Below are 16,148 nucleotides of genomic sequence, written 5' to 3'. Positions count from 1 at the left end.
ACTGGATCTGCTGCATGCCAAGGGCTACGGCGCGCAAGCCCGAGCCGCAAAGCTGGTTGATCGCAAAACCCGTTGCTTCTTTCGGGCAACCCGCCGCCATTGCGGCCTGACGCGCGGGGTTCTGCCCCTCACCTGCCGTCAGCACCTGCCCGAGAATGACCTCATCGACATCGTCAGCTGCAACACCCGCCCGTTCCAGAGCCGCCTTGATAACCGTGGCGCCCAGTTCATGGGCAGGCACAGTGGCGAAAGCACCGTTGAAGGACCCCACCGCCGTGCGAGCGGCGCTGGCGATAACGATAGCTTTCGGATCGGATGCGGCAGTCATGTTTTTCCTCCCAGACAAATTGCTGCGACAGAGAAAAACCAAAAAGCGCGCCTTTGCAAGGATTACATCATAAACCTTCGACAAACCGAAAAGCTGTTTCTCCGAAAACGAGGTACTTTAGCGGATGCGGATCATCCGGCAGGCGCTAAACTGGCTGCATTGAAACAGGAGGTTCCCATGGTCCAACTCACGCTCGATCAGGCCAATGCCATCATCGCGACAGCCTTTGCCAAGGCCGCCGATCTTAAACTCAAGCCGATTGCCGTCTCGGTTTTCGATGCTGGTGGCAATCTCAAGGCGTTCCAGCGCCAGGACGGCACGTCGATCCTACGCTTCGAGATCGCATCCGGTAAGGCTTTCGGCGCTCTCGCTGTCGGCACCGGCTCGCGCTGGCTGCACAATCAGGCAAAGGATCGCCCGCATTTTCTGGAAGGGCTCTCGGGCGTTTCCGGCGGCAGAATCGTTCCGGTGCCCGGCGGCGTCATCATCAAGAATAGCGAAGGAGAAATTGTGGGCGCGGTCGGCATATCGGGTGATACGTCCGACAATGATGAAGCTGTCGCCATTGCTGGAATAGAAAAGGCTGGCTTCAGCGCAGACGCCGGCTGACTTGGAAAAGCAGAAGGCCGCGAAATAATCGCGGCCTTCATCCTTCATTTTTCATCGCAAGTTCTTTTTGGCAAAATGTACTATAGCTCTTGCACTATTTTCGTCCAGACGCCCATCCAAAGTAGGCGTATCAGACATATGTTTTGAAAAGGAATCATTATAATCCGCTTTATCTATAACATCGAACAATGATACAGCAGATTTAAAAGAAATTCCTGAATTTAATATAAGAGCCTTGATGATATCATTCATTGATAGCCACCATTAAATAAATTTATAATGAACAATACTCTTCAAAGGCTGCATTAAGGCAAAAAAATGTCCGGTCAGGTTAGATCGACTTGCTTATGACGATTTATTCTTTGTTTCTCTAAAATTCCGAAAGATAATAAAAGAAAACGCCGCTTCCGGTTTCCCGGAAACGGCGTTTTTTTGAAACCTGTCTGCTTGGCTGCGGTAACCACAGCGTCAGACCTATTCCTTAGCTTCGAGGACCTGACGGCCGCGATACATACCGCTCTTCAGATCGATATGATGCGGACGACGAAGTTCGCCCGAGTTCTTGTCCTCGACATAGGTCGGGGCCTTCAGAGCGTCAGCCGAACGGCGCATGCCGCGCTTCGACGGAGACGTTTTTCTTTTAGGTACTGCCATGGATCCAGCTCCACTGATCGGTCAATAAACGTCCGGCACGGCCCCGGTGGAGCCTGTCACAGCGGACAAAATTCCGGAAAGTCAGGTGCCTATACACGCTCTTGCGGGCTTTGACCAGTCGGAGTCTGATCTTTTTTTCATGACTCGCATTTATTGTACGCAGGTCACATAGGGACCGGAGCGTATCGCGCGACCGGCAACGATCCGCGCGATGCGCTGCATGTTGCGCGTCGGCTTCGCCGGATTGCGCAGTGCCGGATTGGGCAAGGTCACGGCCAGAAGTGCCGCCTGCTGAGCATTGAGCTTTGCCGCCGGGCGCTTGAAGTAATGCTGTGCGGCGGCTTCAATGCCGTAAATGCCCGGACCCCACTCGGCAATGTTCAGATAGATCTCCATGATGCGGCGCTTCGACAGGATCGCATCGGCGGCTAGCGCCAGCGGAAATTCGAGCCCTTTGCGGATGAAGGAGCGCCCATTCCACAGGAAGAGATTTTTCACCGTCTGCATCGTGATGGTGGAAGCGCCCCGGCTTGGACCGCCGTCACCCGCATCATCCAGCACGATGCTCAGCTGATGCCAATCCACGCCACCATGGCTGCAAAACTGACCATCCTCCGCCATCATGACCGCATTGACCACATTCGGCGAAATATCATCGATGCTCACCCAGCGCCGGTCCACATCCTGCAACAGAACATAGTCCTTCACCATCAGCATCGAGACCGGGCGCACGAAGGGGATCGAATAGACGAGGAGGAGAAAGAGCGGCAGCACTGCCAGCACCAGAAAAAGGCGAAACGCCAGCACAATTCTGCGCCCCCAAACGGGATCGGCCAGATAATTGCGCCCGTCTTTGCTCTTGATGATGATTTTGGCCACGTCCACCGCCTGATGTACTCCCCAGCGACATAAACCATTCTTTAATAATATAGAACCCGATTCCATAATCCTGCGTTGGAAACAAGCTGGAAACACGTCGTTTGATGACCGTCTGATGAAAAAGCCTGTGCTGATCGATATGTCCAGTTGACCAAATTAGCGCTTTCGTCCATGCCGATCATCATGGAACATGTGACTGTCGAATTCACCGATGCCCTCAACCGTCGCGCCCACCAGGTGGAAGCGACGCTGATCGGGCTTCTTGATGAGCGCCTGCGCACCGGCGAGATCGCCCGACCGGAACGGCTGATCGCCGCGATGCGCCACGGCGTGCTGAATGGCGGCAAACGGCTGCGTCCGTTCCTGGTGGTCGAAAGTGCTGCATTATTCGGCAAAAGCGGCGACGCCGTGCTACGGGTCGCGGCAGCGCTGGAATGCATCCATTGCTATTCGCTCGTCCACGACGATCTTCCCGCCATGGACGACGACGATCTGCGCCGTGGCCAGCCAACGGTACACAAAGCCTTTGACGAAGCGGCTGCGATTCTCGCGGGCGACAGCCTCCTCACCTACGCTTTCGACATTGTTTCCTCTGACGAGACAGATCTCGATCCGTCCGTGCGCGTAAAGCTGGTATCCGCCCTTGCCCGCGCGTCCGGCCTTGGCGGCATGGCGGGCGGACAGGCCCTCGATCTGATGGCCGAGACGAAGAAGCCGGACGAAGCCGGTATCATCACGCTTCAGGCGATGAAGACCGGCGCGCTGATCCGCTTTGCCTGCGAGGCAGGGGCGATCATCGCCGATGCCTCCCGTGAAGATCGCGAACGCATGGCAGAGTTCGGTTCAGCCATCGGTCTTGCTTTCCAGCTTGCCGACGACCTTCTGGACGTCACCGCAGACGCAGCCGCCATGGGCAAGGCGACAGGCAAGGATGCCGCCGCCGGCAAGGCAACCCTTGTGGCGCTGCATGGCATCGACTGGACGCGCAAGCAATTGTCCGGCCTCGTGGCTCAGGCGGAAAGCCTGCTCGCACCCTTCGGCAAGGACGCGGATATTCTCAAGCAGGCTGCGCGCTTCATCGCCGAACGCCAGAACTGATAATCAAAGATCGTCTTCTCGGACCTTGATCAGAACGACATCATCGACGGAAAGTACGCGCCCATCCTGCGCGCGCACGTCGAGCTTGGCGATGTTCTGACCCGACACATTGTCCACCAGCCGTGAATGTGGCTCTTCGGGCGCGAACAGATGCTTCTCGCCCCATTGCCGTAACGCGACGACCACCGGCAGAAGATCGCGCCCTTTGGCGGTCAGCCGATATTCCTGATGCGCACCGCCATTGGGATCGGGCACGCTTTCCAAAATGCCCTCGCCCGTCAGTTTGCGCAGACGCTCGGCCAGAATATTGCGCGCAATGCCCAGATTCTTCTGAAAGGCGCTGAAGCGCTTCACATCGTCAAAGGCCTCGCGCACGATCAGCAGCGACCACCAGTCGCCGATCACATCCAGCGCCCGCGCACTGGGGCAATAGTCGCCTTTAAGGCTTTTCTTGCGAACCATCTCACTCCATCCATTCAATTTGGTTGCAATATAAAACTTATTTCGCTACAAGCAAAATGGTTTCATAATAAAACCAAATTTGCTGGAGTTCATCATGCAGATCTCTCCCGACGCGGCAGCGCAAACTGCCGCGAACAGTGATGCGCGTCCGTCGCTCTCCACTCCAACGCTTCTTCTGTTTGCCATTGCGAGCGGTCTTGCCGTTGCAAATGTCTATTTTGCGCATCCGCTTCTGGATGTGATGGCCGACGAAATAGGTCTCAACCGCTCCACTGCGGGACTGATCGTCGGTGCGAGCCAGATCGGCTATGGCCTTGGCCTGATCTTTCTCGTGCCGCTGGGCGATCTCTTCGACCGGCGCAAACTGATCGTCGCGCATTTTCTCCTGTCCTCGCTGACACTGGCCGCCATAGGCATTGCCAAACAACCGTCCTTGCTCTTTCTCGCCATGGCAGCAACCGGCCTTCTTGCCGTGGTTACACAAGCGCTCGTGGCTTATGCGGCCAGCCTCGCGGAACCCACACGGCGCGGCCATGTCGTAGGGATTGTGACCAGCGGTATCGTGCTTGGTATCCTGCTCGCTCGCGCGATCGCAGGCGCGCTGACCGACATTGGCGGCTGGCGCAGCGTCTATCTGAGTTCAGCGGTGATTACCTTGCTGATCAGCCTCATGCTCTGGCGCAGCCTGCCGCGCCAGACCCGACAAGCGGCAAGCGTGTCCTACCCGGCGCTGATCCTGTCGCTCGCAACCCTGTTCAAAGAGGAACCCGTGCTGCGCATTCGCGCCATCATCGCCATGCTGATCTTTGCCGATATCACCACCCTGCTCGCACCGTTGGTGATGCCGCTGAGTGCGCCCCCCTTTGAATTGAGCCATGCGGAGATCGGTCTGTTTGGCCTTGCGGGCGCAGCCGGAGCGCTGGCCGCCTCACGGGCCGGGAGCGCTGCGGATCGCGGCCACGCCCAGCGCATGACCGGCATAGCACTCACATTTATGCTGGTGGCATGGGTGCCCATTGCCCTGCTCGGGCAATCCCTGCTCTGGCTGATCGTCGGCGTGCTGATTATTGATTTCGGGCTTCAGGCGGTCCATGTGACCAATCAGGCGATGATCTATCGTGTGCGCCCGGACGCCCAGAACCGGCTCACCGCCGCCTATATGGTTTTCTATTCCATCGGCAGCGCGAGCGGTTCAGCGATTTCAACCTGGGTCTATGCCCATGCGGGCTGGAACGGTGTGTGCCTGCTTGGCGCAGGCATCAGCCTCGTCACGCTCGTCTTCTGGGCAGCGACACTGAAAACAACACCGGAAGCTGCAACGCGCGCGGTAAGCTGTACCGCTTAATTCTGTCCGGCAGCGATCTTCTGGCCAAGCCCGAAGCGGTTCTCGATATAATCGGCAACCATCTTCTGGAAATCCTCGGCAATGGCTGGACCGCGCAGCGTCGTGACCTTCTTGCCGTCGACAAAGACTGGTGCGGACGGCGTTTCGCCCGTGCCGGGAAGCGAAATACCGATATCGGCATGCTTCGATTCGCCCGGACCGTTGACAATGCAGCCCATGACTGCGACGGAAAGCGCTTCCACGCCGGGATATTTCTCGCGCCAGACCGGCATGTTGCGGCGAATGTCATCCTGAATGGTCTGCGCCAGTTCCTGAAATACCGTCGAGGTCGTGCGTCCGCAACCGGGACATGCCGCAACAATCGGGATGAACTGGCGGAAGCCCATGGTCTGCAGAAGCTCCTGCGACACCTGCACTTCGCGGGTGCGGTCGCCGCCCGGTTCCGGGGTCAGCGAAATACGGATCGTGTCGCCAATACCCTGCTGTAGCAAAATGCCCATGGCAGCCGACGAGGCGACGATGCCCTTGGTGCCCATGCCAGCTTCGGTGAGGCCCAGATGCAGGGCATGATTGGAACGCTGCGCCAGCATCGTATAGACGGCGATCAGATCCTGTACCTGGCTAACCTTTGCCGATAGAATGATCTTATCGCGAGGAAGGCCGATTTCTTCCGCCAGATTGGCGGAAATCAGGGCGGACTGCACGATGGCCTCACGCATGACTTCCTGTGCGCTCAAGGGTGCGCCCGCATCCTGATTGCGATCCATCAACGTGGTCAGCAATTCCTGATCAAGCGAACCCCAATTGACGCCAATACGCACCGGCTTGTCGTAGCGGATCGCCATTTCGACGATATCGGCGAACTGCTTGTCCTTCTTGTCCTTGAAACCGACATTGCCCGGATTGATGCGATATTTCGCAAGCGCTTCCGCGCAGGCCGGATGATCGGCAAGCAGCTTGTGGCCGATATAATGGAAATCGCCGACCAGCGGCACGTCATGTCCCAGACGTTCCAGCCTTTCGCGAATTTTCGGCACGGCGGCAGCAGATTCATCGCGATCCACCGTGATGCGCACGATCTCGGAGCCTGCGCGATGCAAGGCTGCGACCTGCGCGACGGTGGCATCCACATCCGCTGTATCCGTATTGGTCATCGACTGCACGACGACTGGCGCACTGCCGCCGACGATGACGCCACCGACACTAACACCAACCGATTGGCGGCGAGGGAAAGGATGCGAGAAATAGCTGACGGTCTCGGAAGACATTTTGCTCTGTTCTTAACTGGGTCTGCACTTATAAGGATTTCGATCTATATAATCACTTGCCGACGCATTGTCGCCCTCTCATTATGCGCGTCATCATAAACGAGGACGCCCGCCCATGACCGACGCAACTGCCCGCAAAACCGCTATTGTCACCGGCTCCAATTCCGGGATCGGCCTTGGCATCGCCCATGCATTGGCGGCCGCGGGACACAACGTTGTGATCAATTCCTTCACCGACCGTGACGAGGATCATGCGCTTGCCCGCATGCTGGGCGAAGAACATGGCGCGAGCGTGATCTATATCGCAGCCGATATGTCGAAGGGCGACGACTGCCGCAGACTTATCGCCGACAGTGTCAAGGCGTTCGGCAGCGCCGATATTCTGGTCAACAACGCAGGCATCCAGCATGTCGCGCCGGTTGAAGAATTTCCGACAGAGCAATGGGACCGCATCATCGCTATTAATCTGACCTCGGCCTTCCATACGTCCGCCGCCGCCATCCCGCATATGCGCGCGGCTGGCTGGGGGCGCATCATCAATATTGCATCCGCCCATGGGTTGGTCGCCTCGCCGTTCAAGTCGGCCTATGTTGCGGCCAAGCACGGCATTGTCGGCTTTACCAAGACGCTGGCGCTGGAACTGGCGACCGCGAAGATCACCGCCAATTCCATCTGTCCCGGCTATGTGCTGACACCGCTTGTGGAGGCACAGATTCCCGATCAGATGAAGGCCCACAACATGGACCGCGAAACGGTGATCCGCGAGGTGATGCTCGATAAACAGCCGACGAAGGAATTCGTGACCACCGCGCAGATCGGGGCGCTTGCAGCCTTTCTCGCCACGGATGCGGCCGCGCAGATCAATGGCGCAGCCCTGCCGGTCGAAGGCGGCTGGACGGCTGAGTAAACAATTTTAGTGCTTCTGGTCGGCGTAGCGGGCGAGGCTGGAAAAGGCGAGCACCACCAAAAGCAGAACCGGCAGCGCAATGAACACCACGCCGAAACCGCTATGTTTGGCAACAAAGCCGATCAGCGACGGGGCCACCAGCATGCCGGAATAGCCAAGTGTGGTCGCAATCGACAGGCCGACGCTTGGGTTCACGCCCGGCATGTTTCCAGCCATCGAAAAGGCAATCGGCACCATGTTGGAAATGCCGATGCCACAAATGGCAAAACCGACCACCGACACATAGGGATCGGTGGAAAAGCCGACGATCAACATGCCGATAATGGCGATCACCGTGCAGGCACGCAGCGTCCGCACCGCGCCGAAACGGTCGCGCACCAGATCGCCCGCAAAGCGCATCACCGCCATTGAAAAGGAGAAAGCCGCAAAGCCGAAACCCGCCAGCGTCACCGACGCGCCCAGATCCTGACGCATGTGATAGGCGCTCCAGTCGATGATTGCCCCTTCCGGCACCATCGAAAACAACGCCATCACACCCACTAGCCAGGGCAGTGGATTGCGCGGCAGAGTCAGCTTCTGCTTTTCGCCGCTCGGATGGTGGAACTTGTCGGCAATGATCGATGGCCACGCGACAGCGATCAGCACCGCTGCAACAACGGTCGTTACCAGCGCATGAACGGTCGAGCCGAATTGCGCGATGAGAAAGCCGCCGCTTGCTGCGCCGATCAGCCCGCCGAGGCTCCAGAAGGCATGGCAGGACGACATGATGGCACGGCGCATGGATTTCTCCACGGCGACGGCATTGGCATTCATCGACACATCCATCGCAGCCATGGTGCCGCCGAAATAGAACATCACGATGACCGCTGTAACCACATTTGGCACCAGAGCGATGATCAGCAGCGCCGGGATGAAGGCCAGTGCAAAAATACGCACCACCGCGCCTGAACCGCGCTGCGCCGACAAAGCGCCCGCCACCGGCATCATGGCCAACGAGCCGAGACCGAAGACGAGGATCATCAGTCCCATGCCTGCGCTATCCAGCCCAAGGCGCGCGGCAAATTCTGGAATTTTCGGAGCCCAGCCACCGAAAATATAGCCGTTTGCCATAAAGAGCAGCGCGACAGCGATGCGCTCTTTGGTGATCATCGGCGCGCGTGACGGCGCGGTATCTTCCCGTCCGGAAACCTGTTCCATATTTTCCTCAGCCACGGCCTGTTGCCGCGCGTAGTATATTTACGCCCGCCGCCGTAAAAGGCGCGAGCAGTTTTTCATCAGCATCCTGTTCGAAAGCCATCACACCGATATCGTCCAGCGAGACGACATCATGCGCTGCGACAGTGCCAAGCTTGTCATTGGTGATTGCCAGTACGACAGACCGGCTGCGGCTGGCAATGGTGCGCTTGAATTCGGCATCGTCCAGAAAAAGCGCCGTAACGCCGATTTCCGCCGCAACACCGCAGGCACCGAGCACACACAGGTCAGGACGCAGCAACTCCGCATCACGCAAGGCGCGCGCCCCGACCGCAGCACTGACGCGGCGATCAATCGGCCCGCCGATCATGATGAGGTCAATGTCGGGCGCAGCAAGCAGAATGGCGGCAATCGACGGCGTATTGGTAACAACTGTGAGCGCCTCGCCGCGTTCCACCAGAAGCCGCGCCAAAGCCGTGTTGACCGAGGACGCATCCAGAAACACCGTCATACCCGGCTCGATCAAACCGAGCAGAACATGAGCCAGCGCCGTCTTCGCCGCCGTGCGCTCCACGTCCCGCTCGGCCAGCGACAGCGATGACGGTGCAGCTTTCAGAGCGCCGCCATAAACACGTTTGCATAGACCCGCAGCTGCCATTTCGCGCAAGTCGCGCCGGATTGTATCTTCCGACACGCCGAAGCTTTCGGCTAGTTCGGTCGCCAGCACGCGGCCCGACTGTTGCAGCAGGTCCTGAATGCGCGCCTGCCTTTCGTGAAGCAAAAGCTCCGTCGTCACTTGTTTCCCCTAACAGGCATAAACATGCATAAATCGGCACAAACGTGCATATCAGAATTTGCACACACTGCAAGCGCAAACAAAATGCCGCGCCTTTTCACGGACGCGGCATTGCAAGCTCGATCAAATAAACCGTTATCGAAGAGTATTACTCTCCATATACAATCAACAAATCCTTCGCGTCGATCTGTTCGCCAGGGCGCACGAGCACTTCGGCAATGGTGCCGTCGCGCTCGGCATGGATGGCCGTTTCCATCTTCATCGCTTCGATGGAGAGCAGCACGTCGCCCTGCGAAACCTTTTGGCCACTGGCGACGGCAACCGTCGAGATGACACCGGGCATTGGCGCGCCGACCTGATTGTCATTGCCGGTTTCCACCTTGCGGCGAACACCGCCCGAGGCGCCCTTGGCGCGGTTCGGCACCTTGATGCGGCGTGGCTGGCCGTTCAATTCGAAGAACACGGTGACCATGCCCTTTTCATCGGTCTCGCTCATCGCCTGATTGACGATCACCAGCGTCTTGCCGCGTTCCAGATCGACGAAGACTTCTTCCTCCGGCTTGAGGCCGTAGAAATAAACCGGCGTCGGCAGAACACTTGTCGGACCATAGGTTTCCTGTGCGGCGGCGAAATCCGTGAACACTTTCGGATACATCAGCGCCGAGGCGAACTCCTGATCGTCGATCTTGCGGCCCACGGTTTCTTCAAAACCCTTGCGCTCCGCATCGAGATCAGCGGCAGGCAACAGCGAACCGGGACGAACGGTGAATGGCTTTTCGCCCTTCAGTACCTTTTTCTGAAGTGCTGCCGGCCAGCCCGAAGGCGGCTGTCCGAGATCGCCGCGCATCATCGACACGACCGAATCCGGGAAGGCGATATCCTTGTCCGGGTTCTCGACGTCGCTAACATCCAGATCCTGGCTGACCATCATCAGCGCCATATCACCCACCACCTTGGAGGACGGCGTGACCTTGACGATATCGCCAAACATGCGGTTCACATCGGCATAGGCTTGCGCCACTTCATGCCAGCGGGTTTCAAGTCCGAGCGAGCGCGCCTGTTCTTTCAGATTGGTAAACTGGCCGCCCGGCATTTCATGCAGATAGACTTCCGAAGCCGGCCCCTTGAGGTCGCTTTCAAAGCCCGCATATTGATTGCGCACGGCTTCCCAATAGAAGGAAATGCGGCGGATCGATTCTGGATCGAGACCCGGATCACGCTCGGCGCCGTGCAGCGCCTCGACGATGGAACCGAGGCAGGGCTGCGATGTATTGCCCGACAAGGCATCCATCGCCGCATCGACCACATCGACGCCCGCATCCACCGCCGCCAGCACCGTTGCAGCCGAAATGCCCGATGTGTCATGGGTGTGGAAATGGATCGGCAGATCGGTTTCCTCGCGCAGCGCCTTGAACAGCACCCGCGCCGCAGCTGGCTTCAAAAGGCCCGCCATATCCTTGACGGCGATGATATGCGCGCCCGCCTTTTCGACCTCTTTCGCCAGATTGACGTAATATTTGAGGTCATACTTCGCGCGTTCCGGGTTCAGAATATCGCCGGTATAGCAGATGGCCGCTTCGCAGAGCTTGTTTTCCTCCAGCACCGCATCCATCGAAACGCGCATGTTCTCAACCCAGTTGAGGCTGTCGAAGACGCGGAACAGATCGATGCCGCCACGCGCGGCTTCCCGCACGAAATACTTCACCACATTGTCCGGATAGGACTTGTAGCCGACGCCATTGGCGCCGCGTAGCAGCATTTGCAGCAGCAGGTTCGGCGCGCCTTCACGCACCTGCGCCAGACGCTCCCACGGGTCTTCCGTCAGGAAGCGCATCGAAACATCGAAGGTCGCCCCGCCCCAGCACTCCAGCGAGAACAGGTTCGGCAGCGCCTGCGCATAGGTATTGGCGATGCGCGCAATATCATAGGTGCGCACGCGGGTGGCAAGCAGCGACTGATGGCCGTCGCGCATCGTCGTATCAGTCACGAGAACGCGCTTTTCATTGCGGACCCATTCGGCAAACTTCTTCGGTCCGAGACTGTCCAGGAGCTGCTTCGTACCATCGGCAACCGGCGTGTCGCCGAACCATGGCACGCGTGGTTTTGCAGCGTCCTTAGCCGGCTTAGCACGACCTTTGGTTTCCGGATGGCCATTGACGGTCACATCGGCAATATAGGTCAGAAGCTTGGTGGCGCGGTCCTGCCGCTTCACCTGCTCGAAGAGTTCCGGCGTCGTGTCGATGAAGCGGGTCGTATAGTCATTCGACAGGAATTTCGGATGATTGATGATCGCTTCAAGGAAGGTGAGGTTCGTCGCCACGCCGCGAATACGGAACTCGCGCAGTGCGCGATCCATGCGGCGAATGGCTTCCAGTGGTGTCGCTCCGGAAGCCGTGACCTTCACCAGCAGCGGGTCGTAATAGCGCGTGATGAATGCGCCCGAATAGGCCGTGCCACCGTCCAGACGGATGCCGAAACCCGATGCCGAACGGTAAGCCTGAATGCGCCCGTAATCCGGGATGAAATTGTGCTCCGGATCTTCCGTCGTGATGCGGCACTGGAGAGCATGGCCATTGAGGCGAATATCTTCCTGACGCGGCACGCCCGATTCCGGCGTGCCGATGGCAAAGCCTTCCAGAATATGGATCTGCGCCTTGACGATATCGATACCCGTCACCTGTTCGGTGACGGTATGCTCGACCTGAATGCGCGGATTGACCTCGATGAAATAGAACTTGCCGCTATCGGCATCCATCAGGAATTCCACCGTGCCCGCACCGATATAATCGGTCGCATGCGCGATCTTCAGGCCGTAATTCGCAAGTTCCTGACGCTGTGCGTCGTTGAGATAAGGCGCTGGCGCGCGTTCCACGACCTTCTGGTTGCGCCGCTGGATCGAGCAGTCGCGCTCGAACAGATGCACGGCATTGCCATGCGTATCGCCCAGTATCTGCACTTCGACATGGCGGGCGCGTTCAATGAGCTTTTCGAGATAGACCTCGTCCTTGCCGAAAGCCGCCTTGGCTTCGCGCTTGGCTTCCGTGACCTCACGGGCAAGATCAGCTTCCGAGCGGATGGCGCGCATACCGCGACCGCCGCCGCCCCAGCTTGCCTTGAGCATGACCGGGTAACCGACCTGTGCCGCAAGCTTCTTCACCTCTTCCATATCATCCGGCAACGGATCGGTGGCTGGCACCACCGGCACGCCAATTTCGATGGCCAGATTGCGCGCAGCAACCTTGTTGCCGAGACGACGCATGGTTTCCGGCTTCGGCCCGATGAAGATGATGCCGTTTTCGGCACAGGCTTCGGCGAATTCCGGGCTTTCCGACAAAAGGCCGTAGCCCGGATGAATAGCGTCGGCGCCGGAAAGCTTGGCGACGCGGATGATCTCGTCGATCGACAGATAGCTTTCGATCGGCCCCAGATCGCGTGTCAGATGCGGCCCGCGCCCGACCTGATAGCTCTCGTCCGCTTTAAAACGATGCAGGGAAAGTTTGTCCTCCTCGGCCCAGATGGCCACCGTTTTGAGCCCCAGCTCATTGGCGGCGCGGAATACGCGAATTGCGATTTCGGATCGATTGGCGACCAGAATTTTCCTGATAGGCAAGGCAGATCTCCCTTACTGCAAAGACGAAGGCGCCATTGCTTACCTTGCAATATGAACAAGCGCAAACAAACTGTGCAACCACCAATTAAAAACAAAATGCCCGACTAAAAGCCGGGCATTCTGATTAAAATTACAGCAATTTTTGCCAATATATCAGGCAAGATCACTTCTGGAAGTAATTGTACTTACCATCTTGACCCTTGCGCCATTCGAACATGACGTAAGGCGACAGGCTCGGATCGCCCTTCTTGTCGAAGGAGATTTCACCCAGCACGGTCTTGAACGGACCCTTATCCTTCATCGCCGTCGCAACTTCCTGCGGATCGTTGCTGCCTGCTGCATTGGCGGCGCTCACCAGCGACTGCACACCGGCATAAGCGTAGAAAGTATAGGCTTCCGGCTCAAAGCCCTTGTCGCGGAATGCCTTGATGAGGTCTGCGTTCGCCTTGTCGTCGCGCGGGTCCGGGCCGAAGGTGTTCATGACACCGGCCACTGCATCACCGGCAATCGAAGCCAGCTCGTTGGAGACGATGCCGTCACCCGAGATGAACTGCGCCTTGAGGCCCTGATCGGCCATCTGACGGATCAGAAGACCAGCTTCCGGATGCATGCCGCCCCAATAGACAGCGGTAATGCCCGCAGCCTTCATCTTGGAAATCAGCGCCGAAAAATCCTTGTCGCCCTGGTTCACGCCTTCATAAAGCGTTTCCTTCATGCCGCTCTCGTTGAGCGACTTCTTGGTCTCATCGGCGAGGCCCTGACCATAAGGCGTCTTGTCGTGCAGGATCGCGACCTTGCCGTCCTTGTAATGGTCGGCCATGTATTTTCCGGCGACGATACCCTGCTGGTCGTCACGACGGCAGGTGCGGAAGGTGTTCCACAGTTCACGCTCGGTAAAGGTCGGGTTGGTGGTGCCCGGTGCGATCATCAGCACGCCGTTTTCGGCATAGATATCCGAGGTCGGAATGCTGACGCCGGAATTGAAGTGTCCGATGACAAACTGCACGCCATCACCAACAAACTTGTTCGCAACCGAAATGCCCTGCTTCGGGTCGGCGGCATCATCGCCATAGACGATGCTGATCTTTTCGCCATTCATGCCGCCCTTGGCATTGGCTTCCGCGACAGCGGCTTCGACGCCGCGCTTGATCTGTTCGCCAAAGGCCGCCTGACTACCGGTCAGAGGCGCGCCAACACCGAGCATGACATCGGCAAAGGCTGCGCCGCCAAAAGCGACCAGAGCCGAAAGGCAAACGCCGCAGAACAAAGACTTTTTCATTTCGATTACTCCCACTTCGAGCGCTCCAGCGACATCCAAGCCGCGGGCCCTGCCCTGTATCTTTATGTCGAAAGAAACCGGTCATTTTGCATTCCGCTGCGAATGCGACTGGGAGAAAATGAAGTACCTCCGCCCATTCGACCGGCCTTCTCCCCAGAAGGCGAGATTGAGCATAGAGAATCACACTACGCGAAATCACCTGGATAGGTAAATTCGCAGAGCCAAAAAAGTAAAGCGTAGAAATAGACTACTTTCAGCGTTTTCCGCATGAGGTTATGCGACACCGGTGCGCCTTGCGAAGCAAGCTCGTCAGGCTTGAAATAAGCCATTGTTTTAAATGACTATTCCCTCGAGCTAAACGCTCGCTCCTATCAGCGTATAACGACTCCCTCTTTCAGTAAGGCCTTCCTACTTTTTACAATCCTATATCAGACAGCAGAAAGCAAAAATGCCCGGCGCAATGGCCGGGCATCTCCGATTACGCAATAATGCTGCGTTTTTACTTCTGCTGAATGTAGGTATATTTCCCGTCAGCGCCCTTTTCCCACTTGTACATAACGTAGCCTGGGAGCTTCGGATCGCCCTTTTCATCATAGGAAATATCGCCGAGCACGGTCTTGAACGGACCCTTTGCCTTCAGCGCCTTCGCAACTTCCTGCGGGTCGTTGCTGGCTGCAGCCTTGGCGGCCTGAGCAAGCGACTGAACGGCCGCATAGGAGTAGAGCGTGTAGGCTTCCGGCTCGAAGCCAGCATCGCGGAACTTCTTCACGAGGTCGGCATTGTCCGGGTTGTTGCGCGGATCCGGGCCGAAGGTGTTCAGCGTACCGGCAACAGCATCGCCAGCAATCGAGGCCAGTTCGTTCGACACGATACCGTCGCCCGAAATGAACTGAGCCTTGAGGCCCTGGTCAGCCATCTGACGGATGATCAGACCGGCTTCCGGATGGAGACCTCCCCAGTACACGACCGTCACGCCAGCCTGCTTGAGCTTGGCGATCAAGGCCGAGAAATCCTTTTCGCCGACGTTCACGCCTTCATAAAGGGCTTCCTTGGCGCCAAGCGCGTTGAGCTTCTTCTTGGTTTCGTCGGCAAGGCCCTGACCATAGGGGGTCTTGTCGTGGATGACGGCGATCTTCGCATCCTTGAAATTGTCGAAGATGTACTGGCCGGCAACGATCCCTTGTTGGTCATCACGACCGCAGGTGCGGAACGTGTTCCACAGCTGACGCTCGGTGTAGACCGGGTTGGTTGCCGCAGGCGAAATTTCGAGAATGCCGTTTTCGGCATAGACTTCCGAAGCCGGAATCGAAACGCCCGAGTTGAAGTGGCCGACAACATACTTCACGCCATCGGCAGCGAACTTGTTGGCAACCGAAATGCCCTGCTTCGGATCCGAAACGTCGTCACCAAGCGTAATAGCGATCTTCTCGCCATTGATGCCGCCAGCATCGTTGATTTCCTTGACGGCGGCTTCAGCGCCTTTCTGGATCTGCGCACCATAAACGGCATTCGGGCCGGTCAGCGGCGCACCGATACCCAGAAGTACATCAGCCCATGCAGAGCCGCCAAAAGCCATCACAGCAGCAAGAGCCACGCCCGAAAAAAGATACTTCTTCATTTTTGGAACTCCCATCCTTGTATTTACCCCGAAGCGATGTTTCAGCATCGCCTTATTATCTTGCTGAATACTCAGCAATATCTACGCTGAATCATGATACT

General features: G+C 57.7%; 14 protein-coding genes and 1 pseudogene. 4 read left to right on the top strand and 11 right to left on the bottom strand.

What is annotated here, in order from left to right; genetic code table 11:
* Positions 1–328 (bottom strand): annotated as a pseudogene (locus JAU75_RS22200) (acetyl-CoA C-acetyltransferase); the annotation flags it as partial.
* Between the two features lie 177 nt (positions 329–505).
* On the opposite strand from JAU75_RS22200, the gene JAU75_RS22195 reads away from it, so the two are divergent.
* A complete protein-coding gene (locus tag JAU75_RS22195) occupies positions 506–937 on the top strand; it encodes a heme-binding protein (RefSeq protein WP_199058660.1) in 432 nt (143 codons plus the stop codon).
* Between the two features lie 51 nt (positions 938–988).
* On the opposite strand, the gene JAU75_RS22190 is transcribed toward JAU75_RS22195, so the two are convergent.
* From JAU75_RS22190 to mtgA, 3 genes are all read right to left on the bottom strand, one after another.
* Positions 989–1,189 carry a hypothetical protein gene (locus JAU75_RS22190; protein ID WP_199058659.1) on the bottom strand — a complete coding sequence of 67 codons (201 nt, stop codon included), beginning with the start codon at positions 1,187–1,189 and terminating at the stop codon, positions 989–991.
* 222 nt (positions 1,190–1,411) lie between these two features.
* Entirely contained in the window at positions 1,412–1,591 is a 180-nt protein-coding gene (rpmF, locus tag JAU75_RS22185; RefSeq protein WP_006467787.1) for a 50S ribosomal protein L32, read from the bottom strand.
* A gap of 150 nt (positions 1,592–1,741) precedes the next feature.
* A complete protein-coding gene (mtgA, locus tag JAU75_RS22180; protein ID WP_371836231.1) occupies positions 1,742–2,470 on the bottom strand; it encodes a monofunctional biosynthetic peptidoglycan transglycosylase in 729 nt (242 codons plus the stop codon).
* 183 nt (positions 2,471–2,653) lie between these two features.
* On the opposite strand from mtgA, the gene JAU75_RS22175 reads away from it, so the two are divergent.
* A complete protein-coding gene (locus JAU75_RS22175) occupies positions 2,654–3,568 on the top strand; it encodes a polyprenyl synthetase family protein (protein WP_199058666.1) in 915 nt (304 codons plus the stop codon).
* A 3-nt stretch (positions 3,569–3,571) separates the two neighbouring features.
* Here the strand turns inward: JAU75_RS22175 and JAU75_RS22170 are convergent, their stop codons facing one another.
* Positions 3,572–4,030, bottom strand: coding sequence for a helix-turn-helix domain-containing protein (locus tag JAU75_RS22170; protein ID WP_199058657.1), 459 nt, complete (start codon positions 4,028–4,030; stop codon positions 3,572–3,574).
* 94 nt (positions 4,031–4,124) lie between these two features.
* Here JAU75_RS22170 and JAU75_RS22165 point away from each other — a divergent pair, with 94 nt between their 5' ends.
* Positions 4,125–5,375, top strand: a complete 1,251-nt coding sequence (locus JAU75_RS22165; protein WP_199058656.1) for an MFS transporter — start codon at positions 4,125–4,127, stop codon at positions 5,373–5,375.
* Here JAU75_RS22165 and ispG read toward each other — a convergent pair.
* A complete protein-coding gene (gene ispG, locus JAU75_RS22160; RefSeq protein WP_199058655.1) occupies positions 5,372–6,643 on the bottom strand; it encodes a flavodoxin-dependent (E)-4-hydroxy-3-methylbut-2-enyl-diphosphate synthase in 1,272 nt (423 codons plus the stop codon). The two genes, JAU75_RS22165 and ispG, sit on opposite strands and share 4 nt — an antisense overlap.
* A gap of 115 nt (positions 6,644–6,758) precedes the next feature.
* Between ispG and JAU75_RS22155 the strand changes: the two genes are divergently transcribed.
* Positions 6,759–7,550, top strand: coding sequence for a 3-hydroxybutyrate dehydrogenase (locus JAU75_RS22155; RefSeq protein ID WP_199058654.1), 792 nt, complete (start codon positions 6,759–6,761; stop codon positions 7,548–7,550).
* A 6-nt stretch (positions 7,551–7,556) separates the two neighbouring features.
* Here the strand turns inward: JAU75_RS22155 and JAU75_RS22150 are convergent, their stop codons facing one another.
* The 5 genes from JAU75_RS22150 to JAU75_RS22130 form a co-directional block, all read right to left on the bottom strand.
* Positions 7,557–8,747, bottom strand: a complete 1,191-nt coding sequence (locus JAU75_RS22150; RefSeq protein ID WP_199058665.1) for an MFS transporter — start codon at positions 8,745–8,747, stop codon at positions 7,557–7,559.
* 7 nt (positions 8,748–8,754) lie between these two features.
* Complete coding sequence (locus JAU75_RS22145) at positions 8,755–9,540, bottom strand: DeoR/GlpR family DNA-binding transcription regulator (RefSeq protein ID WP_199058653.1); 786 nt, start codon at positions 9,538–9,540, stop codon at positions 8,755–8,757.
* 148 nt (positions 9,541–9,688) lie between these two features.
* Positions 9,689–13,150, bottom strand: coding sequence for a pyruvate carboxylase (pyc, locus tag JAU75_RS22140; protein WP_199058652.1), 3,462 nt, complete (start codon positions 13,148–13,150; stop codon positions 9,689–9,691).
* 163 nt (positions 13,151–13,313) lie between these two features.
* Entirely contained in the window at positions 13,314–14,429 is a 1,116-nt protein-coding gene (locus tag JAU75_RS22135) for a branched-chain amino acid ABC transporter substrate-binding protein (protein WP_199058651.1), read from the bottom strand.
* Positions 14,430–14,928: 499 nt separating this feature from the next.
* Positions 14,929–16,047: a branched-chain amino acid ABC transporter substrate-binding protein gene (locus JAU75_RS22130; RefSeq protein WP_199058650.1), complete on the bottom strand. Its 1,119-nt coding sequence runs from the start codon at positions 16,045–16,047 to the stop codon at positions 14,929–14,931.
* Positions 16,048–16,148: the final 101 nt, after the last annotated feature.

Origin of the sequence: Ochrobactrum sp. Q0168, from assembly GCF_016427605.1 — a bacterium.
Classification (GTDB): domain Bacteria; phylum Pseudomonadota; class Alphaproteobacteria; order Rhizobiales; family Rhizobiaceae; genus Brucella.
This window is presented reverse-complemented; position numbering and strand designations above follow the sequence as displayed.

Excerpts from the sequence above, each read along its gene's own strand:
- JAU75_RS22135 (WP_199058651.1), bottom strand. The coding sequence starts at position 14,429 with ATGAAAAAGTCTTTGTTCTGCGGCGTTTGCCTTTCGGCTCTGGTCGCT.
- JAU75_RS22155 (WP_199058654.1), top strand. The coding sequence starts at position 6,759 with ATGACCGACGCAACTGCCCGCAAAACCGCTATTGTCACCGGCTCCAAT.
- JAU75_RS22165 (WP_199058656.1), top strand. The coding sequence starts at position 4,125 with ATGCAGATCTCTCCCGACGCGGCAGCGCAAACTGCCGCGAACAGTGAT.
- JAU75_RS22190 (WP_199058659.1), bottom strand. The coding sequence starts at position 1,189 with ATGAATGATATCATCAAGGCTCTTATATTAAATTCAGGAATTTCTTTT.
- JAU75_RS22195 (WP_199058660.1), top strand. The coding sequence starts at position 506 with ATGGTCCAACTCACGCTCGATCAGGCCAATGCCATCATCGCGACAGCC.
- rpmF (WP_006467787.1), bottom strand. The coding sequence starts at position 1,591 with ATGGCAGTACCTAAAAGAAAAACGTCTCCGTCGAAGCGCGGCATGCGC.
- JAU75_RS22170 (WP_199058657.1), bottom strand. The coding sequence starts at position 4,030 with ATGGTTCGCAAGAAAAGCCTTAAAGGCGACTATTGCCCCAGTGCGCGG.
- JAU75_RS22130 (WP_199058650.1), bottom strand. The coding sequence starts at position 16,047 with ATGAAGAAGTATCTTTTTTCGGGCGTGGCTCTTGCTGCTGTGATGGCT.
- JAU75_RS22150 (WP_199058665.1), bottom strand. The coding sequence starts at position 8,747 with ATGGAACAGGTTTCCGGACGGGAAGATACCGCGCCGTCACGCGCGCCG.
- ispG (WP_199058655.1), bottom strand. The coding sequence starts at position 6,643 with ATGTCTTCCGAGACCGTCAGCTATTTCTCGCATCCTTTCCCTCGCCGC.
- JAU75_RS22175 (WP_199058666.1), top strand. The coding sequence starts at position 2,654 with ATGGAACATGTGACTGTCGAATTCACCGATGCCCTCAACCGTCGCGCC.